At 68.0% G+C, this 20011-nt stretch carries 17 protein-coding genes; 8 read left to right on the top strand and 9 right to left on the bottom strand.

Annotated elements, in window-relative coordinates; genetic code table 11:
• Positions 1–2: 2 nt before the first annotated feature.
• The 5 genes from AX692_RS03415 to AX692_RS03395 are packed head-to-tail and all read right to left on the bottom strand — an operon-like array spanning position 3 to position 4343.
• Positions 3–356, bottom strand: a complete 354-nt coding sequence (locus tag AX692_RS03415; RefSeq protein WP_073975630.1) for a hypothetical protein — start codon at positions 354–356, stop codon at positions 3–5.
• Between the two features lie 12 nt (positions 357–368).
• On the bottom strand, positions 369–1976 hold the full coding sequence (locus tag AX692_RS03410; protein WP_073975629.1) for a carboxyl transferase domain-containing protein: 1608 nt from the start codon (positions 1974–1976) through the stop codon (positions 369–371).
• A gap of 54 nt (positions 1977–2030) precedes the next feature.
• Positions 2031–2828 carry a hypothetical protein gene (locus AX692_RS03405; RefSeq protein WP_073975628.1) on the bottom strand — a complete coding sequence of 266 codons (798 nt, stop codon included), beginning with the start codon at positions 2826–2828 and terminating at the stop codon, positions 2031–2033.
• Positions 2829–2843: 15 nt separating this feature from the next.
• Complete coding sequence (locus AX692_RS03400; protein WP_073975627.1) at positions 2844–3149, bottom strand: alkylphosphonate utilization protein; 306 nt, start codon at positions 3147–3149, stop codon at positions 2844–2846.
• A gap of 27 nt (positions 3150–3176) precedes the next feature.
• Complete coding sequence (locus tag AX692_RS03395; RefSeq protein ID WP_073975626.1) at positions 3177–4343, bottom strand: isovaleryl-CoA dehydrogenase; 1167 nt, start codon at positions 4341–4343, stop codon at positions 3177–3179.
• A gap of 116 nt (positions 4344–4459) precedes the next feature.
• Between AX692_RS03395 and AX692_RS03390 the strand changes: the two genes are divergently transcribed.
• From AX692_RS03390 to AX692_RS03380, 3 genes are read left to right on the top strand one after another with little or no spacing between them, the layout of a single operon-like run.
• Positions 4460–5242, top strand: coding sequence for an ABC transporter ATP-binding protein (locus tag AX692_RS03390; RefSeq protein ID WP_073975625.1), 783 nt, complete (start codon positions 4460–4462; stop codon positions 5240–5242).
• Positions 5242–6816 carry an ABC transporter permease/substrate-binding protein gene (locus tag AX692_RS03385; RefSeq protein ID WP_073975624.1) on the top strand — a complete coding sequence of 525 codons (1575 nt, stop codon included), beginning with the start codon at positions 5242–5244 and terminating at the stop codon, positions 6814–6816. The genes AX692_RS03390 and AX692_RS03385 overlap by 1 nt, the downstream gene beginning before the upstream one ends.
• A 2-nt stretch (positions 6817–6818) precedes the next feature.
• On the top strand, positions 6819–7118 hold the full coding sequence (locus AX692_RS03380) for a GIY-YIG nuclease family protein (protein ID WP_073975623.1): 300 nt from the start codon (positions 6819–6821) through the stop codon (positions 7116–7118).
• 10 nt (positions 7119–7128) lie between these two features.
• On the opposite strand, the gene AX692_RS03375 is transcribed toward AX692_RS03380, so the two are convergent.
• From AX692_RS03375 to lgt, 3 genes are read right to left on the bottom strand one after another with little or no spacing between them, the layout of a single operon-like run.
• The gene (locus tag AX692_RS03375; protein ID WP_073975622.1) at positions 7129–7566 is read right to left on the bottom strand and encodes a DUF2147 domain-containing protein; all 438 of its coding nucleotides are present in this window, start codon (positions 7564–7566) and stop codon (positions 7129–7131) included.
• A 15-nt stretch (positions 7567–7581) separates the two neighbouring features.
• A complete protein-coding gene (locus tag AX692_RS20720) occupies positions 7582–9681 on the bottom strand; it encodes a class I SAM-dependent methyltransferase (protein ID WP_330997298.1) in 2100 nt (699 codons plus the stop codon).
• Positions 9585–10469 (bottom strand): prolipoprotein diacylglyceryl transferase, encoded by an 885-nt coding sequence (gene lgt, locus AX692_RS03365; protein ID WP_073976031.1) that lies wholly within the window; start codon positions 10467–10469, stop codon positions 9585–9587. Before lgt ends, AX692_RS20720 begins: the two co-directional genes overlap by 97 nt.
• A gap of 178 nt (positions 10470–10647) precedes the next feature.
• Between lgt and AX692_RS03360 the strand changes: the two genes are divergently transcribed.
• The 3 genes from AX692_RS03360 to AX692_RS03350 all read left to right on the top strand — a co-directional run bounded on the left by AX692_RS03360 (position 10648) and on the right by AX692_RS03350 (position 17972).
• Positions 10648–12363 (top strand): class I adenylate-forming enzyme family protein, encoded by a 1716-nt coding sequence (locus AX692_RS03360; RefSeq protein ID WP_073976030.1) that lies wholly within the window; start codon positions 10648–10650, stop codon positions 12361–12363.
• Between the two features lie 10 nt (positions 12364–12373).
• Positions 12374–15133 carry a [protein-PII] uridylyltransferase gene (locus tag AX692_RS03355; protein WP_073977563.1) on the top strand — a complete coding sequence of 920 codons (2760 nt, stop codon included), beginning with the start codon at positions 12374–12376 and terminating at the stop codon, positions 15131–15133.
• 142 nt (positions 15134–15275) lie between these two features.
• On the top strand, positions 15276–17972 hold the full coding sequence (locus AX692_RS03350; RefSeq protein WP_081095107.1) for a TonB-dependent receptor: 2697 nt from the start codon (positions 15276–15278) through the stop codon (positions 17970–17972).
• A 75-nt stretch (positions 17973–18047) separates the two neighbouring features.
• On the opposite strand, the gene AX692_RS03345 is transcribed toward AX692_RS03350, so the two are convergent.
• Positions 18048–18713 (bottom strand): YggS family pyridoxal phosphate-dependent enzyme, encoded by a 666-nt coding sequence (locus AX692_RS03345; RefSeq protein ID WP_073974998.1) that lies wholly within the window; start codon positions 18711–18713, stop codon positions 18048–18050.
• 22 nt (positions 18714–18735) lie between these two features.
• On the opposite strand from AX692_RS03345, the gene AX692_RS03340 reads away from it, so the two are divergent.
• Positions 18736–19275: a thiamine phosphate synthase gene (locus AX692_RS03340; protein WP_330997335.1), complete on the top strand. Its 540-nt coding sequence runs from the start codon at positions 18736–18738 to the stop codon at positions 19273–19275.
• A gap of 104 nt (positions 19276–19379) precedes the next feature.
• A partial coding sequence (locus tag AX692_RS03335) for a DNA translocase FtsK 4TM domain-containing protein (protein WP_196491758.1) occupies positions 19380–20011 on the top strand: 632 nt, incomplete at its 3' end.

Here is a 20011-nt window from a genome sequence, read left to right as displayed (position 1 = left end):
GATCAGAGGCCCACTTCGCTGTCCATGTTCTCCCAGCGGATGAATGCGGGCGTGCGGTCATCGCCGTAGGCGAAGTCGTGGAAAGCGGTGATCACCTCCTCGACCGAGAAGACGCGATCGCCGACTGTCCCGGCCCTGATGGCGCGAAAATGGTGCGCAGGCTCCTGCTCCCGGCGTTCGATGATGAACCCGTCCGCGTCGCAAGCGGTCTGGATGAATTCCGGTGAGGCCAACCCGTACAGGTCGAAAATGGCGAAGGTGTTGTCACTGCCCGGCGCGAGGGTTCGAAGGCCAGCCGAGAGGGTTTCCCGGTCGGGCCTGTTCCAGACAAATCCATTCTCCACGCTGAATTCCATCGCTCTCTCCGATCACATCCGGAACACGCCGAAGGCTGGGCGCTCGGCAATCGGGGCTTCGAGGCAGGCGGCAAAGGCGAGGCCGAGGACGTCGCGGGTCTGCACCGGGTCGACCACCCCGTCGTCCCACAGGCGGGCGGTGGCGTAGTAGGGGTTGCCTTCGTCCTCGTATTTCTGGCGGATCGGGGCCTTGAACGCCTCGGCCTGTTCGGGGGTCCAGCTGTCGGCATCGCGGTGGACGGTGGCGAGCACGCTCGCCGCCTGCTCCCCGCCCATCACCGAGATGCGCGCGTTGGGCCAGGTGAACAGGAAGCGGGGCGAGTAGGCGCGGCCGCACATGCCGTAGTTCCCCGCGCCGAAGCTGCCGCCGATCACCACGGTGACCTTGGGGACGGTCGCGGTGGCGACGGCGGTGACGAGCTTCGCGCCATGCTTGGCGATGCCCTCCGCCTCGTATTTTCCGCCGACCATGAAGCCGCTGATGTTCTGGAGAAACAGCAGCGGAATGCGGCGCTGGCAGGCCAGCTCGATGAAATGCGCGCCCTTCTGCGCGCTCTCGGAGAACAGCACGCCGTTGTTGGCGAGTATGGCGACCGGCATCCCCCAGATATGGGCGAAGCCGCAGACAAGGGTGGCGCCGTAATGCGCCTTGAATTCGTGGAACTCGCTGCCGTCGACCAGCCGCGCGATCACTTCCTTGACATCATAGGGCGCGCGCACGTCCTCGGGGATGAGCGCGTAGAGGTCTTCGGCGTCGAATTTTGGTGCCCGCGGGTCCTTCAGCGCCACGTCCTTCGCCGCCCCGGTGTTCGCGCCGAGGTGCGATACGATATCGCGCACGATGGTGAGCGCGTGTTCGTCGTTCTCGGCGAGGTGATCGACCACGCCGGATTTCTTGGCGTGCAAGTCACCGCCGCCCAAGTCCTCGGCAGTGATTTCCTCGCCCGTCGCCGCCTTCACCAGCGGGGGGCCGGCAAGGAAGATGGTGCCCTGGTTGCGGACGATCACCGTCTCGTCCGACATGGCGGGGACGTAGGCGCCCCCCGCGGTGCAGGACCCCATGACACAGGCGATCTGCGGAATGCCGAGGGCGCTCATGTTCGCCTGGTTGAAGAAGATCCGCCCGAAGTGGTCGCGGTCCGGGAAGACCTCGGCCTGATGCGGCAGGTTCGCGCCCCCGCTGTCCACCAGATAGATGCACGGCAGCCGGTTCTCCTGAGCGATTTCCTGCGCGCGCAGGTGCTTCTTGACCGTCATCGGGTAGTAGGTGCCGCCCTTCACGGTCGCGTCGTTGCACACGATCATGCACTGCCGCCCCGAGACGCGCCCGACCCCGGTGATGATCGAGGCGCCATTCACATCGCCCTCGTACATCCCGTTCGCCGCCAGCTGGCCGACCTCGAGGAAGGGCGAACCCGGATCGAGCAGCCGCTCGACCCGCTCGCGGGGGAGCAGCTTGCCGCGCGACACATGGCGTTCGCGGTGCTTCTCCGGCCCGCCCAAGGCGGCTTCGGCGACCCGGGCGCGCAGTTGCTGCGCGAGGGCGTGGTTGTGCGCGAAGCGGGCCTTGGCCTCGGGTGCCTCGCGGTCGAGTTTCGAAGTCAGAACAGGTGCGGTCATGGTCTCTCCTGCGCGCAGCCCTAACCGCGCCGCGCGCCAAGGCCAAGATCGCTTCTAGCCAAGGTTTGCCGCATCCAGAATGGCGGCGTGTTCTGGTGCGAACCAGCGATCGCGCATCCATTGCCGTGCGGCCGAATGGACGATGGCGGGATAGTCGATCCCCTCGGGGATGACCAAGGGCAGCGCGAAATCGCGCACCGTGTCGTTCACCCCGGCCGGATCAAGCATGCGCCCCGCCGCGGCGGCATGGCGCGCGATTTCCAGCTCCTGGCACCAGAAATAGATCGCCCGCGCGCCGATATTGTCCTGCATCCGGCGCACATCGGGCACGCGGTCCCCTTCGACCAGATTAAGCCAGATATCGGGCATCAACAGATCGACCGGCTGATCGGGCCGCCACGCGAACGCATCGCCCTCCACGATCCGCACCTTCTCGCCCACATCGCCGGGCAGACGCGCAAACAGATCGAGTTCGCGGTGGAGCGCGATCACTTGCGGATCGCGCTCGACGATCGTGACCAACGAGACGCCCTCGCGCAGCGCCGTCTCGGCCGCGACCCAGCCCATGCCCAATCCCATGATCACGACATGGCCCTGCGCCGCCTCGACGCCGAGGATCTGGCTTTCATACTCGACCGGGGTGAGCGACATCCATGTCTCGGAGCCACGCGTCAGCACCGGCACTTCGCGCACCAGTGTCAGCCCGCTCCAATATCCGCGCGACGGAATATTCGCACCGATCGCCAGTTTCCACTCGCCCGCTTCGACCGGCCGATAGAGCCCGGCCAAGGGACCGAAGTCGAACACTTCGATCCCGAGCGCGGCGGCAAGATCGGGCTGGTCCGGTGCCATCCGGCTAGCCCACCCTCACCGCTTGCGCACGAATTCGGCGCGCAGGACGAGGCCCTTGATGCCGGGGTATTTGCAGTCGATCTCCTGCGCGTCGCCGGTCAGGCGGATCGACTTGATGAGCGTACCCTGCTTGAGCGTCTGGCCTGCGCCCTTGACCTCGAGATCCTTGATCAGCGTCACCGCATCGCCGTCTGCAAGCAGATTGCCGACCGCATCGCGGACTTCGACCGTGTCCTCCGCCGCGCGCTGGGCCGCGAGTTCGGACGCGGGGAGCCATTCGCCGCTGGCCTCGTCATAGACGTAGTCTTCGTCGGTGCTCATTCCAGTTCCTCCTCGGCACGGGGAGGATCACCCCGCCGCCCCGATCAATTCCCGCCCGATCAGCATGCGGCGGATCTCGTTCGTGCCCGCACCGATGTCGAGCAGCTTGGCGTCGCGCATGTAGCGTTCGACCGGCCAGTCGGTGGTGTAGCCCGCCCCGCCCAGCGCCTGCACGCTTTCCGCCGCGACCTTGAAGGCGTTCTCGGACGCCAGCAGGATCACCCCCGCCGCATCGAAGCGCGTCGTCTGCCCGGCGTCGCAGGCCTTGGCGACCGCATAGGTGTAGGCGCGGGCGGATTGCAGGGCGACATACATGTCGGCGACCTTGGCCTGCATCAGCTGAAACGACCCGATGGGTTTGCCGAACTGCTTCCTCTCACGCAGGTAGGGGATCACCGTGTCGAGGCACGCCTGCATGATCCCGAGCTGCAATCCGGCGAGCACCACGCGCTCGTAATCCAGCCCGCTCATCAGCACGCCGACCCCGCCGTTGAGCGGGCCCATGACGCGGTCTTCGGGGATGAAGCAGTCAGAAAACACCAGCTCGGCGGTGGGCGAGCCCTTCATGCCGACCTTGCTGATCTTCTGGCCGATGGAAAAACCCTCGTCGTCCTTCTCGATCAGGAAGGCGGTGATGCCGCGGCTGCCGGCGCTGCCGTCGGTCTTGGCATAGACCACCAGCGTATCGGCCTCGGGGGCGTTGGTGATCCAGAACTTGGTGCCGTTGAGCACAAATCCGCCCTGCACCGCATCGGCCTTGAGCTTCATCGAGACCACGTCCGACCCGGCCCCGGCTTCGCTCATGGCGAGGCTGCCGACATGCTCGCCGCTGATCAGCTTGGGGAGGTATTTCGCCTTCTGGTCGTCATCCCCCCAGCGGCGGATCTGGTTAAGGCACAGGTTCGAATGCGCGCCGTAGGAGAGGCCGACGCTGGCGCTGGCCCGCGACACTTCCTCGACCGCAATCACATGTTCGAGATAGCCGAGCCCCAGCCCGCCCCACTCTTCCTCGACCGTGATGCCGTGGAGGCCGAGCGCGCCCATCGGCTCCCACAGCTCACGCGGGAAGCGGTCTTCGCGGTCGGTGCGCTCTGCCAGGGGCGCGATCTGCTCGTCGGCGAAGCGCGCGGTTGTTTCGCGGATCATCTGAGCCGCCTCGCCCAGCTGGAAGTCGAAATCGGGGGTGGCGCGCATGAATTGTTCCTCGCCGCGTAATGTTTGTTCTGAGATTCCCGCATAGCAAGTCATCGCGGAAACGCCAATCGGGGACGCTGGCGTCACGGCGCAACTCTCGCTAATCCTCACAAAAGATGGAAACCGCGCCGCCCCTGCTCCGCTTCGACGGCGTGATCTGCCGCTTCGGCGAGGTCACCGCCGTGGACGGGGTCTGCTGCGACATCGCAACGGGGTGTTTCGTCGCGATGGTCGGCGCCTCGGGCTCGGGCAAGTCGACGCTCCTGAAGACCGTCAACACGCTGGTCGAGCCCACCGGAGGCCGGGTGCTGTTCGCGGGCGAAGACGTGAGCACCCTGCCCTCTGCCCGCCTGCGCCGCCGGGTCGGCTACGTGTTCCAGGGGATCGGCCTGTTCCCGCACATGACCGTCGCCGAGAACATCGCGATCGGCCCGCGGCTCGCGGGCGAGAAGCTGGCGGCGGGGCGAATCGCCGCGCTGCTCGAGCTGGTCGAGCTCGATCCCGCCTATGCCACGCGCATGCCCGACGAGCTCTCCGGCGGGCAGCGCCAGCGCGTCGGCGTGGCGCGCGCGCTGGCGGGAGAGCCGGAACTCCTCATCATGGACGAGCCCTTCGGCGCGCTCGACCCCGTCACCCGCGACGCGCTGGGGCGCAAGGTGCGCGAGCTGCACGAACGCCTCGGCCTCACCACGGTGATGGTGACGCATGACATGGCCGAGGCGCTGCTGCTCGCCGACCGCGTGCTGGTGATGGACAAGGGCGAGCTGGTCGCCGACGCGACCCCGCAGGCGCTGCTCGCGGGCGAGGGCGGCGCGGTGGCGCAGCGGCTGGTCAGCGTCCCGCGCGAGCAGGCCGAGCGCCTGGCCGCGATGGAACTCCGGGGGGAGGGGCGCGGCTGATGCAGCAGATCTGGGACATCCTCCCCGGCCTCGGCGACAAGCTCGCTGCCCACGTGGTGCTGGCGGCGAGCGCGATCGGGCTTGCCATGCTGATCGCGCTGCCGCTGGCGGTGTGGGCGGGACGTTCGCGCGCGGTGTCGCGGATTGCGCTGAGCCTCGCGAGCCTGGTCCAGACCATCCCCGCGCTCGCGCTGCTGGCACTGTTCTTCCCGCTGCTGCTGTCCCTGCGCACGGTGTTCGGCGAGGGGCTGCCGACGCTCGGCTTCCTGCCTGCGCTGATGGCGCTGACGCTCTATGCGCTGCTGCCGATCCTCAGGAATGCCGTCACCGCGCAGGCCAACCTCGACGAGGGCGTGCTCGAGGCGGCGGATGGCGTGGGCATGACCAAGTGGCAGAAGCTGGTGCTGGTCGAGGCGCCATTGTCCGCCCCCTTCATCATGGCCGGCATCCGCACCGCGAGCGTGTGGACCATCGGCGCGGCGACGCTCGCCACCACCATCGGCCAGCCGAGCCTCGGCGATCCGATCTTCGCGGGCCTCCAGACCCAGAACTGGGCGCTGGTGCTGGCAGGGTGCCTTGCCAGCGCGGGGCTGGCGCTGGCGGCGGACAACCTGTTGTGGGTGATCGAGGTCGGCCTTGCCCGCCGCAAGCGCTGGATGACCTATGGCGGGATGGCGATCGTGCTGCTCGGCATTCTGGCCGCGCTTTGGGCGCAACGCCCCGCCAGCGAAGAGCGCCCCGTGGTTATCGCCGCCAAATCCTTTTCCGAGCAATACATCCTCGCCCAGCTGATCGGATCACGGCTGGAGGCGGCGGGTTATCGGGTCGAATATCGCGACGGGCTGGGGAGCGCGGTGGTGCACTCGGCGGTGGCCTCCTCGAGCATCGACATCTCGGTCGATTACACCGGGACGATCTGGTCGAATTACCTCAAGCGCGCCGACAATCCCGGGCGCGAGGCGATGTATGAAACCATCCGCGCGTGGGAAGCGGAGACGAACGGCGTCAAGGTGCTCGGGCGGCTGGGGTTCGAGAACGCCTATGCCTTTGCGATGCGCGCCGACCGCGCCAAGGCGCTGGGCGTTACCAGCCTCGCCGATCTGGTCGGCAAGGGCAGCAGCCTCACCGTCGGCGGCGACCCCGAGTTCTTCGAGCGGCCCGAATGGCTAGCGGTGCGCGATGCCTATGGGCTGCGCTTCGGGCGCACCCGCAACTTCGCGCCAACCTTCATGTACAACGCGCTTCAATCGGGCGAGGCGGACGTGATCAGCGCCTATACCTCGGACGGGCGGATAGCGGCGGACAAGCTGGTGGTGCTCGCCGACCCCAAGGGCGCGCTGCCGAGCTATGATGCGCTGCTGCTGCTCTCTCCCCGCATCGCCGACGACCCGGGCATCGCCGCCGCACTCCAGCCGCTCCTTGGCGCAATCAGCGTCGAGGCGATGCGCGAGGCCAATTTCGCCGTCGACCGCGAGGATGCGGGAAAGCTGACGCCCAAGCAGGCGGCGGAGATGCTTTCCAGAGAACTCCGTCGTCCCGGACTTGATCCGGGACCGCTCTCGTCCGGGCGCTGACAATGCGCGGCGGCTGGGTCTACATCCTGACCAACAAGCCGCGCGGTGTGCTGTACATTGGAGTGACCGCCGACATCATCCAGCGGATCTGGCAGCATCGCAACGGACTGGGCTCGGCTTTCGTGCGCAAATACGGCCTCGACAAGTTGGTGCGCGCCGAGCCCTATCCTACCATCGAAGAGGCGATCTGGCGGGAAAAGCAGCTCAAGAACTGGCACCGGCAATGGAAGATCGAACTGATCGAGAGTGATAATCCGATGTGGGAGCATATCGAACCCGATCCCGGATCAAGTCCGGGATGACGAGCTTTGGCTAAACCGCTCTACGCCACACCTGCGTTTGGCAGAAAGGGCCGATGCAGCCCTTGACCTCGAGCACGTTGGGCCCCTTGCGGCGCACCACCGAGCGATAGGTCTTGCCGCTCTTGGGATCGTAGATCTGGCCACGCCACAGGTCGCTTTCCTGCGTGAAGGCCGAAAGGATCGGGGTCGTCGCCAGCAGCTTGCGCTTGCGCTTGGCGGCGTCGGGGTTGTTGATGTCGCGCTGGTCGTTGCCCTGCGGCGGGGGGACGAGGAAGCGCTCGATCGTCCCGCACAGGGCCTTGCCGCAAGGGGCGATCACGATCACCGCGTCTTTCTCTGCCGTCACCCAGCGGCCCGTGATCGGCTCTGCCGCGAAGGCCGCAGGCACCAGCGCCGCCAGTCCGAGGCCTGCGCCAAGCACGGCCGCCATCACACCCTTGCGCGTCATCTTCGCTCTCCCCAATCAATCGAAGCCCGCGCCGAACGGCCAGCGCCGTCCGCACAGGCCGAGCACCTTGAACAGCCTTCCCATTTCGCTGTCCTTAACGAGACGGTTACGCTGCCGTTCGAATTTGTCGCGCTGATAGGGCGCGCGGCGGATGAGCATTTCCATGCGCGTGTCGATCCCCATCTGGATCAGCCATTCGCCCTGGTATTGCAGCCCCATCACGTCCGCGCCGTGCTGCTGCGCGACGTGCTGGAGCAGCTCGAAATCGACATGCGCGGTGAGGTCGGCATCGCCCGGGTGCGCGAAGACATCGACCTTCTGGTGCGATTTCAGCGCCTGCAAGGTCGATCCCGAGCGCAGCTCCTCGTGGCCGTAGTCGATGATCAGCGCCGCCCCGCCCTGCTCCTTCAGCCGCCGCGCGATCTCGGCCATCAGCGCGACCGCGGCCGGGCTGGTCTCGATCAGAGTCCCTTGCGAGGCGGTGACCCAGCTCGGCGGGACGAGGTGATCCAATCGCTCCTTGCCGGTGACGAAGGTGAAATCGTCGCCCTCCAGCCCCACCATCCGCCCGTACCAGCCATCCGTGGAGCGGATCAGGTGCTGCACCGGCAGGGCATCGAAGAACTCGTTGGCGACGATCAGCAACGGCGCGTCGTCGGGCAGGGTCGAGATGTCGTGGTGGTGGATGCAGTCGGGGAAGGCCTCGCGCTGGAGCTTGCGCAGCGTGGCCGAGGTCTCAACGAAGTGGATCTGCGGCTTCAACCCCTGCTTCGCCGCCGCGCCCAAGGCATCCTTGGCGAGCGTCCCGCGCCCGGGCCCGAGCTCGACATAGTGGATGTACTTGCGCTTGGTCATCTTCGACCACAGGTCGGCCAGCCACACCCCGATGAGCTCGCCGAAGACCTGCGTGATCTCCGGAGCGGTGATGAAATCGCCCTGTTCGCCCAGCGGATCGCGGCTGGCGTAATAGCGCGCATTGCTCTCGCCCATGTATTGCGAGAGCGGGATCGGGCCGGTCTCGCGGATCAGGCGGCGCAAGACCTTGGGCACATCGACCTGCGCGCGGGCGAGGACTTCGGCCTCGAGCCGGGCCTGCTCGGCGGCAGCGGCCTCCTCGGCCTCGCGCCTGGCCTGTTCCTCGGCGGCGATGCGCGCGGCCTCTTCCTCAGCGGCTTTCCGGGCGGCCTCTTCGGCAGCAAGGCGGGCCGCTTCCTCGGCAGCGCGGCGGGCGGCTTCCTCGGCTTCCTTCTTCGCCTTGGCCTCGGCTTCGCGGCGGGCCTTTTCCTCGGCGGCCTTCCGCGCCTTTTCCTCCGCCTCGGCCCTTGCGCGGGCTTCGGCCTCGGCCTTGGCGCGGGCCTTGGCTTCGGCCTTGGCGCGCGCTTCGGCCTCCTTCCTGAGTCGCGCTTCCTCGGCGGCGCGGGCGCGTGCCTCCTCCTCGGCGCGCCTCCTCGCTTCGGCCTCGGCGCGGGCGCGGGCTTCGGCTTCGGCCCTGGCGCGCGCTTCGGCGACGCGGCGGGCCTCTTCCTCGGCGCGCGCGCGTTCGGCGGCTTCGGCGGCCGCGGCAGCCTCGGCCTCGCGGCGGGCGCGTTCCTCGGCCTCGGCCTTCGCCTTGGCCTCGGCAGCAGCGCGGGCCTTGGCTTCCTTCTTGGCCTGGAGTTCGGCGGCGGCGCGGGCGCGGGCCTCCTCCTCGGCGCGGCGGCGCGCTTCGGCCTCGGCGAGCTTCCTCGCACGCGCCTCTGCCGCGGCTTGCTCGCGCGCTTCGCGTTCGGCACGCGCGCGGGCTTCGGCCTCGGCCTTCTCGCGGGCCCGGGCCTCCTTCGCCGCCCGCGCGCGCTCCTCGGCCTCGGCCTTGGCGCGGGCGAGCGATTCGGCTTTCTCGCGCGCGGCGGCTTCCGCCTCAGCCTTGGCGGCCAGCCGCGCCGCCTCGCGCGCCGCGCGATCGTCGCGCGCGGCGGCCTCGTGATCGGGTTCGGGATCGATCAGCCGGAGCGCGCTCTTCCACGCCCCCGGCCCGCCGTTCAGGCCGGCGCTGCCGTCCCCGCCGCCAGCGGCTTCTTGCGCAGCGCGAAGATCACGACAATCAATCCAGTCAGGATAAGCGGTATGGTCAGCCATTGCCCCATCGATAGTCCGGTGCGGAGTGCGAATTCAGCCAGTTGTTGGTCCGGCTCACGGAAAAATTCGTTTACGAAGCGCGCGACCCCCATGCCGATGGTGAACACGCCGGTCAGCAGCCCCGGGCGGTAGCGCGCACGGGTCAGCCAGAACAGCGAAAGCATGATGACCAGCATCGCCAGCCCTTCGAGGCCCGCCTGGTAGAGCTGGCTCGGATGACGCGGCAGCTCGGCGGGATCGCTCGGAAACACCATCGCCCACGGCACGTCGGTTTGCCGTCCGTAGAGCTCGCCGTTGACGAAGTTGGCGAGCCGGCCGAGCAGCATCCCCATCGGCACGCCGACCGCGACGTAATCGACCACGCGGATGAAATTGAGCTTCTCGCGCCACGCGATCCACAGCATCGCGACGGTGACGCCGATCAGGCCGCCGTGGAAGCTCATCCCGCCCTCCCACAGGCGCACCAGCCGCCAGCTCAGCCAGCTGTCATTGGCGAAGGTGGTCCACAAGGCGGGCTCGTAGAAGGTCGCATAGCCGAGCCGCCCGCCGATGATGACGCCCAGCGTGCAGTAGAAGAACAGGTCGTCGGCATGGCGCTGCGCCATCGGCGCGCCGGGCTCCTTGAGCGCGCGCGAGGTGTGCCAATAGGCGAAGATCACCCCCAGCAGATAGGCGAGCGAATAGAACCGCAGCTGGAAGAAGCCGAGATCGATACCTTTGGCGAGGCGCAGCTCGGCGAACTGTATCGGATCGACGGCGGCGGCGCTTGCGGCAAGTAGTGACAGCACGGAGCGAACCTCTTATTGCAATGATATGCCGTAACGGTGAGCCCGAAACGGCCCTGATCGCGCTGGCGCTTCTGGCACAGCGAAGGGGGCAGGGGAAGGGGCACGCAGCCAGCCGGACGGAATGGGACAGGTGATCCGGGAACCGGGCGCCGCAACAACGAGAGAGGAACACAACCGCATGCCCACCGCGCTGGACAATGCGCTCGAAGCGATCGTCACCGGCCTCACCGCCGAAGGCCAGCCTTTCGCCACCGTGCCCTTCGTGCGCGACGGGGTCGAGCTGCCGGTCTTTGCCGCCGCGCCGCCTAGCCTCGCCCATTACTTCGCCCATTTCGCGAACCAGAACAAGGACATCCCCTTCCTCGTCGATGGCGACGTCCGCCTCACCTTCGGCGAGACCTATGCCGCCGCGACGCATGTGGCCGAGGGGCTGATCCGGCTCCACGGCGTCCAGAAGGGCGACCGCATCGGGCTCGCCGCGCGCAATTCGGCCAACTGGATGATCGCCTACATGGGGATCCTGATGGCGGGCGGCTGCGCCACGCTGCTCAACGGCTTCTCGAGCGGCGAGGAACTCGCCTACGGGCTCGAACTGGCCGAATGCAAGGTGCTGCTCGCCGACGAGGGCCGCGCCGCGCGGCTCGAGGGCCACGCGCACCCGGCCAGAATCGTCCTGTTCGGCCACGGCAATGCGCCCGCCGAGGGCCTCGCTGCCGCCTGGGCCGCGCCCGAAGGCACGCCCGCAGCGATCGCGCTGCTCGGCGAACTGGGCCCCGACGACCTCGCGACGATCCTCTACACCTCGGGGTCGACCGGCAAATCCAAGGGCGCCTGGTCCGATCACCGCGGGGTGGTCAACGCGGTGATGAACTATGTCTGCCAATCGGCCATGGCCAAGCTCCATGTCGAGAGCAGCGGCGAGGTGCTCACCGACCAGCCCTGCGCGCTCGTCGCGGTGCCGCTGTTCCACGTCACGGGCGAGGTGCCGCTGTTCCTCCAGAGCTTCGCCATCGCGCGCAAGCTGGTGCTGATGCCCAAGTGGGACGCGGGCCTAGCGATCCGCCTGATGGCGGAAGAGAACGTCACCTATTTTGTCGGCGTGCCGCTGATGAGCTACGAGATCGCCAATCACCCCGACCGCGAGAAATACGACCTGTCGAAGTGCAAGAGCTTCGCCGCAGGCGGCGCGCCGCGTCCGGTGGAGCACGTCACCCGGATCAAGGAAGCCTTCCCCGGCGGCTTCCCGCTCCTGGGCTATGGCCTCACCGAGACCAACGCGGTCGGCTGCGGCAATTTCAACGAGAACTACCTCGCCAAGCCGGGCTCGACGGGCCGCGCGTCGAAGCCGATGGTCGATCTCGCGATCCTCGACGATGCCGGAAACCCGCTGCCGCAAGGCGCGGTGGGCGAGGTCTGCATCCGCTCGGTCGCCAATTTCCGCGGTTACTGGAAGAACCCCGAGGCGACCGCCGCCGCCTTCACCGACAGCGGCTATTTCCGCACCGGCGACCTGGGCTATCTCGACGCGGACGACTACCTTTTCATCGTCGACCGCAAGAAGGACATCATCATCCGCGGCGGCGAGAACATCTCGTGCATTGAGGTCGAGGATGCGATCTATGCGCATGACGACATCGGCGAATGCTCGGTCTTCGGCCTGCCCGACGAACGCTTCGGCGAGGTGCCCGCGGCGGTCTATGCGATGAAGGAGGGGCGCCCGGCAATCAGCCCCGGCGAGCTGCGCGCCTTCCTGCTCGAGCGGATCGCGCCCTTCAAGGTGCCGCTCGAACACCAGATCTGGATCGCGCACGAGCCCCTGCCGCGGCTCGGCACGCAGAAGATCGACAAGCGCTCGGTCAAGGCCCGCTATCTGGGTGAGGCCGTCGCCGCGTGAGTTGCAGCCCGTGAGCCCCTCCCGCGTCCCCGGCCAGCGTGCGATCATCGACCGGCGCGCGCTGGCCGAGGAGATCGAGGCGCTGCACGCGGCGGGCGGGCCCGGTGCCCGCCCCGCCATCGTCACCGCGCTGCGCACCGCGCTGGCCGAAGGTCGCGCCGAACTGGCGCGGCGGCTGCTCGATGCGCCGTCTGCCGGGCACGAGGTCACCGCCGGCTTCAGCTTCCTGATCGACCAGCTGCTGCGGGTGATTCACGATCACGTCACCACCCACCTCTACCCCGTTCCCAACCCGACCCAGGCCGAGCGCCTCGCGATCCTCGCGGTCGGCGGCTACGGCCGCGCCGAAATGGCGCCGCATTCGGATGTCGACGTCGCCTTCATCACCCCCGGCAAGCGCGCGCCGTGGTGCGAGCAGGTGATCGAGACGATGCTCTACATCCTGTGGGATCTGGGCCTCAAGGTCGGCCATTCGAGCCGCACCGTCGCCGACACGATCCGCATGGCCAAGGAGGATCTGACGATCCGCACCGCCCTGCTCGAAAGCCGGCTCGTGTGGGGCGAACAGGCGCTCTACGACGAGCTGCGCGCGCGCTTCTGGAACGAGGTCGCCAAGGGCTCCGAGCGCCAGTTCCTCACTCAGAAGCTCGCCGAGCGCGATGCGCGGCACAAGCGGATGGGGGACAGCCGCTATGTGGTCGAGCCCAATGTCAAGGAGGGCAAGGGCGGCCTGCGCGATCTCCAGACGCTCTACTGGATCGGCAAATATGTCCACCGGGTCGACAACGCCGCGCAGCTCGTGGACGTGGGCCTGCTGACCACCAGCGAATACCGCAGCTTCCGCCGCGCCGAGGGCTTCCTGCTGGCGGCGCGCTGCCACATGCACATCCTCACCGACCGCGCCGAGGATCGGCTGACCTTCGATCTGCAGCGCGCCGTGGCCGAGCGCATGCTGTTCGCCGACCGCCCGGGCAAGAGCGCGGTCGAGCGGTTCATGCAGTACTACTTCCTCCAGGTGAAACGCGTGGGCAGCCTGACGGGCGTGTTCCTTGCCCACCTCGACGAGGAGATGGCCAAGACGCGCCCGCGCACCGGCTTTTTCGCCGGCTGGACCCAGCGCCCCCGCCAGTTCAAGGGCTACACCGTCGAAGGCGGGCGGCTGCGCGCCCCGGGGGACGACTGGTTCCGGCAGGACCCGGTGCGCCTCGTCGAGGTGTTCCAGCTCGCCGAGGCCGAGGGGCTGGAAGTCCACCCCGAGACCATGCGCCAGGCCGGGCGCGACGCCAAGCTGATCGACGGCAAGCTGCGCCGCGACAAGCGCGCCAATGCGCTGTTCCTCGATCTGCTGAGCGGGCGCAAGGACCCCGAAACTGCCCTGCGCTGGATGAACGAGGCGGGCGTCTTCGGCCGCTTCGTACCGGACTTCGGCCGGGTCAATGCGCAGATGCAGTTCGACATGTATCACCACTACACGGTCGACGAGCACACCATCCGTGCGATCGGACTGCTCTCGCAGATAGAGCGGGGCCTGCTCGCCGCCGACCACCCGCGCGCGACGCGCGAATTTCCCAAGCTCGCCTCGCGCCGCGCGCTCTATGTCGCGGTGCTGCTGCATGACATCGCCAAGGGGCGCGGGGGCGACCATTCGGTGCTCGGCGCGGAAGTGGCGCATCGCCTGTGCCCGCGCTTCGGGCTCGACGAGAAGGAGACCGATCTGGTCGCCTGGCTGGTGCTCCACCACCTCCTGATGAGCCGCACCGCGCAGAAGCGCGACCTCACCGACCCCAAGACGATCGAGGATTTCGTTGCCGAGGTGCAGAGCCTCGAGCGGCTGCGCAACCTCGCGATCCTCACCGCGGTCGATATCCGCGCGGTCGGGCCGGGGACGTGGAACAGCTGGAAGGGGCAGCTCCTGGGCGAGCTCTACGACGCCGCGCAGGAACGCCTGCGGCTGGGCCACAAGGGCAACGGGAGAAAGGCGCGGGTCACCGCCAAGAAGGACGCGGTGCAGCGCCTGCTGGGCGATCAGGATCACCTCGTCGACAGCGTCGGCGCGCTGCTCGGCGATGCCTACTGGATCGCCGAGCCCGAGGACATCATCGCCAGCAACCTCGTGCAATATGACGCCGCCATCGCGACCGCGGACCACCTTTCGATCCACTGCGAAGTCGACGAGACCCGGGGCGCGACCCGGGTCAACGTGATCGCCGCCGACCATCCGGGGCTGTTCTACCGCATGGCGGGCGGCATCCACCTGGCCGGTGCCAACATCATCGACGCGCGCATCCACACTGCCAAGTCAGGCTATGCGGTCGACAATTTTCTGGTGCAGGACCAGAACGGCCAGCCCTTCCGCGAGGAAGCGCAGATGGCGCGGATCGAGAAGGGCATCCGCGACGCGCTGCTCGCCAAGGTGGAGCTGGTGCCCAAGCTCGCCGCGCGGCCGCTGGCGCACTCGCGCGCGAAAGCCTTCGATGTCGCGCCGCGGGTCGGCTTCGACAACGACGCCTCGAACCACTTCACCGTGGTCGAGGTCACCGCGCGCGACCGCCCCGCGCTCCTGAACCGGCTGGCGCACGCGCTCTACAAGGCCAACCTCATCGTCCATTCGGCGCACATCACCGCCTATGGCGAGGCTGCGGCGGACACCTTTTACGTGACCGATCTCACCGCCGCCAAGATCAAGGCGCCCGAACGGCTCGCCGAGATCGAGGGCGCGCTGCTCGCCGCGGCGAGCGACCAGCGGCAGGAACAGCTGGAAAAGGCGTAAATGCCACACACGGGGTGAAATTTTACGCATCGATGAAAGGCCGGTTGCAGTCGCGCGCGATCCGATTAGTCATGTTCCAAAACAAAAGTTAGCTTTGGGAGAGATACCAGATGAAATCCTACACTTCGCTGCGTGCACTGGCATGGCCTTCCTTCCCACCGCCGCCTTCGCGCAGGACGAAGAAGCCGCCGCGGAACCGGAAGCCGAAAACGTCATTATCGTCACCGCACAGGGGCGCCAGCAGGCGCTCGCCGACGTGCCGGTCGCGATTTCGGCGATCAATTCGGACACCCTCATCAACTCGGGCGCGAACGACATCCGCCAGCTGAACCAGGTCGCGCCCTCGCTGCTGGTGTCCTCGACCGGCTCGGAAGCCAACGGCTCGGCGCGTATCCGCGGGATCGGCACGGCCGGCGACAACCCCGGCCTCGAAAGCTCGGTGCCGGTGTTCATCGACGGCGTCTACCGTTCGCGCTCGGGCATCGGCCTCAACGAGCTGGGCGAGCTTGACCGCGTCGAAGTGCAGCGCGGCCCGCAGGGCACGCTCGGCGGCCGCAACTCCTCGGCCGGTCTGATCAGCATCTTCTCGAAGAAGCCCGAATTCACCTTCGGCGGCACCGCCGAGGCGACCTACGGCAACTACGATTTCTTCCGCATCGGCGGCAGCATCACCGGCCCGATCACCGATAACCTCGCGGCACGCCTCGACGGGATCTACGTCAAGCGCGACGGCTTCTACACCGATCCGGCCAACAACACCGACATCAACGACCGCGACCGCCTGTTCGCGCGCGGGCAGCTGCTGTTCGAACCGACCGACGCGCTGTCGATCCGCCTGATCGCGGACTACACCTACCGCGACGAGAAGTGCTGCGCGGCGACCTATGTCGATGCCAGCATCACCCCGTCGATCGGCAATCTCAACAATCCCTCGACCCCGCTTACGCCGTTGCAGACCAACGGCAACAACATCATCAACGTACTGCGCGATCTGGGCCAGAACCTCGCCGCCTTCAACCAGGGCTTCGACCGCACGGTCTCGGTGACCCCCGGCCGCAGCTATGCCGGCGTTACCAAGGACTACGGCTTCTCGGCCCAGGTCGATTACGACTTCGGCGGGGCGACGCTGACCTCGATCACCGCCTACCGCGAATACCGTTCGGGCCAGGCCTCGGACACCGATTACGGCACGGTCGACATCCTCTACCGCGCCGAGAGCGATGATGCCTACCGCCAGTTCCACACCTTCACTCAGGAACTGCGCCTGCAGGGCGAGGCTTTCGACGGCAAGCTCGACTGGCTCGTCGGCGGCTTCTTCGCCAACGAGGAGCTGACCGTTCGCGACAACCTGCGCTTCGGCAACCAATACGGCCGTTTCGCCAATTGCCGCATCATCTCGGGCGGCGGGCTTGCCGGGCTCTATTCGCCCACCAGCCCGCTGTGCGTCGCACCGGGCGTGGGCCCGGCGACGCTCGCCGCCGCGACGGGCGCTTCGGGCGCGGACATCGTCGCCGGCTTCACCGCGCTGGACTCGCTCAATGACCGCGGCACGACCAACGACAGCTACTTCCAGGACGGCACGAATTGGGCGCTGTTCACGCACAACATCGTCAACATCACCGACAGCCTCGCGCTGACCCTGGGCCTGCGCTACACCAACGACGAGAAGGACTTCTCGGCAACCTTCGGCAACGACAACACTGTCTGCACCACGGTGCAGGGCCTGCTGCTCGACGATCTTTCGAGCACCAACGCCACCGCCCGCGCCCTTGCGGGTTCGCTGATCGGGCTGTCGTGCCAGGGCAACTCGACCGCCGAACTCAACGGTGTCTCGATCTCCGACGACCGGTCCGAGGACGAGTGGACCGGCACCGCAATCCTTTCGTGGAAGGCGACCGACGACCTGCTGGTCTATGGCAGCTATGCGCGCGGTTACAAGGCGGGCGGCTTCAACCTCGACCGCTCGGCGCTGAAGTCGCCGATCCAGCCGTTCGGCGGGCAGACCGGGGCGCAGGCGCTGGTGGGCAACCTCCAGTTCGATCCCGAGCTGGTCGACAGCTACGAAATCGGCCTCAAGTACGCGACCCGTCCGTTCAGCCTCAGCCTTGCCGCGTTCCGTTCGGATTTCAGCAACTTCCAGCTGAACACCTTCAACGGGACGGTGTTCCTGGTGCAGAACATCAACGGCTGCAGCGGCGATCTGGTCGGCGGGCCGTCCGCCGACCGCGACACCAGCGCGACCACCGGTGCCTGCGCCGCGAGCGATGTCAGCTACGGCGTGCGCACGCAGGGCGTTGAAATCGAAACCCAGATCAATCCGCTCGACGACCTCAACATCGCGGGCGGCGTGACCTACGCGCGCACCCGCTATGTCGACGATCTGGTCGGCACCAGCGCGGGCGCACCGCTCGATCCGGCGCTGCGTCAGCTGCCCGGCGACAACCTGTCGAACGCCCCCGAATGGGTCGCGACCGGCAGCATCACCTGGACCCCGGCGATCGGCTCGAGCGGCCTCACCGGCCTCGTCTACTTCGACGGGCGCTACACCGAGGGCTACAACACCGGCTCCGACCTGTTCCCGCAGAAGGAGCAGGAAAGCTTCGCGCTGTTCAACGCGCGCATCGGGATCCGCGGGCCGGACCTCAAGTGGTCGCTGGAGTTCTGGGGCCAGAACATCTTCAACAAGGACTACGCCCAGGTCGCCTTCAACTCGCCGTTCCAGGCGGGCACCACCTCGGCGCCTTTCGTCGATCCGCAGTTCCCGGGCGGGCGGCAGATCTTCTCGCACTTCCTCGCCGAACCGCGCGTCTATGGCGTGACCGGGCGGTTCAACTTCTGATCCGCGGCCAGCGGGCACGAAAGGGGCGCTCCGGCAACGGGGCGCCCTTTTTCATTGCGGGATCGGGAGGGAGGCCTATCCCCGCGCGCCGAACAGCGCGGTGCCGACCCGCACGTGGGTCGCGCCGAGCATCACCGCGGTCTCGTAATCCCCGCTCATGCCCATGCTGAGGCCGCCGCTCACCCCGTGATCGGCGGCAAGCTTGGCGAGAAGGGCGAAGAACGGCGCGGCCTCGGTATCGGCGGGGGGGATGCACATCAGCCCGGCGAGCGGGATGCCGGTCTGCCGCACCTCGCCGAGGAACGCGGGCAGCTCGGCGATCGGACAGCCGCCCTTCTGCGGCTCGTCGCCGATGTTGACCTGGACGAAGCACGGCACCTGCCGCCCGGCCTTGTCCATCGCGCGGGCGAGCGCGGTCAGCAGGCTCGGCCGGTCGAGCGAGTGGATGCAGTCGAACAGCGCCACGGCTTCTTCCGCCTTGTTCGATTGCAGCTGGCCGATGAGGTGCAGTTCGATACTGGGATGCGCCTCGCGCAAGGCGGGCCATTTGCCCTGCGCCTCCTGCACCCGGTTCTCGCCGAAGACGCGCTGGCCGGCCTCGATCAGCGGGGTGATCGCCTCGGGGCCGTGGGTCTTGCTCACCGCGATGAGCGTGACCGAGGCCGGCTCGCGGCGGGCGGGCTTGCAGACGCGGGCAATGTTGGCGCGGACGGCTTCGAGGCGGGATGCTGCGTTTTCCATGCGGCGGCTCTATAGCGGAGCCGTGCCCCGCGCAAAGACCCTCCCCGCCCTGTGGCTGATCTCCGACGCGCGCAACGATGCGGTGATCGAGCGGGCCCTCGCCGCGCTGCCGCGTGGTTCGGGCTTGATCTATCGCCACTATCATCTGGACGGGGCCGAGCGCCTCGCGCGCTTTCGCGCGCTGCGGCGGGCGGCGAAGGCGCGCGGGCATGTGGTGGTTCTCGCGGATTCGGCGCTGACCGCGCGCGAGTGGGGCGCGGACGGGATCTATGGTGCACCCCGCGCGCTGTGGCCGCGCCGGGCGGGCCTCATCCACCTTGCCACCGCACATGACCTCGCCGAGCTGGGCCTGGCGGCACGGCTGGGCGCGGATGCGGCGCTGCTCTCGCCGGTGTTCGCGACCCGCTCGCACCCGGACGGCAAGACGCTGGGCGCCGTGCGCTTCCGGCTGCTGGCGCGGCAAACGCGGCTGCCGGTGATTGCGCTGGGCGGGATGACGAAAGCGAGGGCGCGCGCCTTAAGGTGGAAAGGCTGGGCCGCGATCGACGGCCTCTCCCGGTAACGCAAGGAGCGTAGGGGCGATCCCTGCGGCCATGTTGTCCATCGCTCTTTCCTTGACCGGACTCCCGGGAGGATTCATGATGTGTTCCGCACAGGAGAATCCCCATGGCCAGCCGCGCGGTCGCACCGAGTAAACCCGTTCGCCAGACCGACGCCGAATGGCGCGCCGGCTTGCGACGCTCGATGCGCCGGATCGCGCAGATGACCGCCTCGGGCCTGCTGCTGGGGGCGGCGGTGTTCCTCGCCCTCGCGCTCGCCAGCTACACCCAGACCGATCCCAGCCCCTCGACCGCCGCCGACCCGGCCGAGGTCGCCAACTGGATGGGCCGCGCCGGGGCCTGGGCGGCGGACCGGGTGCTGCTGGTGTTCGGCCTGCCCGGGGTGCTGCTGCTGCCGCTGCTCTACGTCTCCGCCCGCAAGCTGTGGCGCGATGTCGAGAACGGGGACGCGCCCGAGACCACCGCCTGGTGGATGCCGACCGCGCTGCTGCTGATCGCGATCACCCTGATCGCGACCGTGCTCGGCCTCGTGTTCGAAGGGCCGGGCGGCACGCTCCCGGCGCAATCGGGGGGCCTTGCGGGCCTGCTCGGCGCGGGCGCGATCCGCGCGGTGGCGGCGCGCTTCGGCGCGGGGGCGGAGGGCTGGGTGATCCTCGGCCTCGCGCTCACCTGCCTCGGCGTCGGCGTCGCGCTGCTGACGCGAATCTTCGCGATCGACTGGCGGGTGCTGCTGAGCCT

Origin of the sequence: Erythrobacter donghaensis (assembly GCF_001557325.1) — a bacterium.
Classification (GTDB): Bacteria; Pseudomonadota; Alphaproteobacteria; order Sphingomonadales; family Sphingomonadaceae; genus Erythrobacter; species Erythrobacter donghaensis_B.
This window is presented reverse-complemented; position numbering and strand designations above follow the sequence as displayed.

Excerpts from the sequence above, each read along its gene's own strand:
- AX692_RS03415 (WP_073975630.1), bottom strand. The coding sequence starts at position 356 with ATGGAATTCAGCGTGGAGAATGGATTTGTCTGGAACAGGCCCGACCGG.
- AX692_RS03410 (WP_073975629.1), bottom strand. The coding sequence starts at position 1,976 with ATGACCGCACCTGTTCTGACTTCGAAACTCGACCGCGAGGCACCCGAG.
- AX692_RS03405 (WP_073975628.1), bottom strand. The coding sequence starts at position 2,828 with ATGGCACCGGACCAGCCCGATCTTGCCGCCGCGCTCGGGATCGAAGTG.
- AX692_RS03400 (WP_073975627.1), bottom strand. The coding sequence starts at position 3,149 with ATGAGCACCGACGAAGACTACGTCTATGACGAGGCCAGCGGCGAATGG.
- AX692_RS03395 (WP_073975626.1), bottom strand. The coding sequence starts at position 4,343 with ATGCGCGCCACCCCCGATTTCGACTTCCAGCTGGGCGAGGCGGCTCAG.
- AX692_RS03390 (WP_073975625.1), top strand. The coding sequence starts at position 4,460 with ATGGAAACCGCGCCGCCCCTGCTCCGCTTCGACGGCGTGATCTGCCGC.
- AX692_RS03385 (WP_073975624.1), top strand. The coding sequence starts at position 5,242 with ATGCAGCAGATCTGGGACATCCTCCCCGGCCTCGGCGACAAGCTCGCT.
- AX692_RS03380 (WP_073975623.1), top strand. The coding sequence starts at position 6,819 with ATGCGCGGCGGCTGGGTCTACATCCTGACCAACAAGCCGCGCGGTGTG.
- AX692_RS03375 (WP_073975622.1), bottom strand. The coding sequence starts at position 7,566 with ATGACGCGCAAGGGTGTGATGGCGGCCGTGCTTGGCGCAGGCCTCGGA.
- AX692_RS20720 (WP_330997298.1), bottom strand. The coding sequence starts at position 9,681 with ATGGCTGACCATACCGCTTATCCTGACTGGATTGATTGTCGTGATCTT.
- AX692_RS03360 (WP_073976030.1), top strand. The coding sequence starts at position 10,648 with ATGCCCACCGCGCTGGACAATGCGCTCGAAGCGATCGTCACCGGCCTC.
- AX692_RS03350 (WP_081095107.1), top strand. The coding sequence starts at position 15,276 with ATGGCCTTCCTTCCCACCGCCGCCTTCGCGCAGGACGAAGAAGCCGCC.
- AX692_RS03345 (WP_073974998.1), bottom strand. The coding sequence starts at position 18,713 with ATGGAAAACGCAGCATCCCGCCTCGAAGCCGTCCGCGCCAACATTGCC.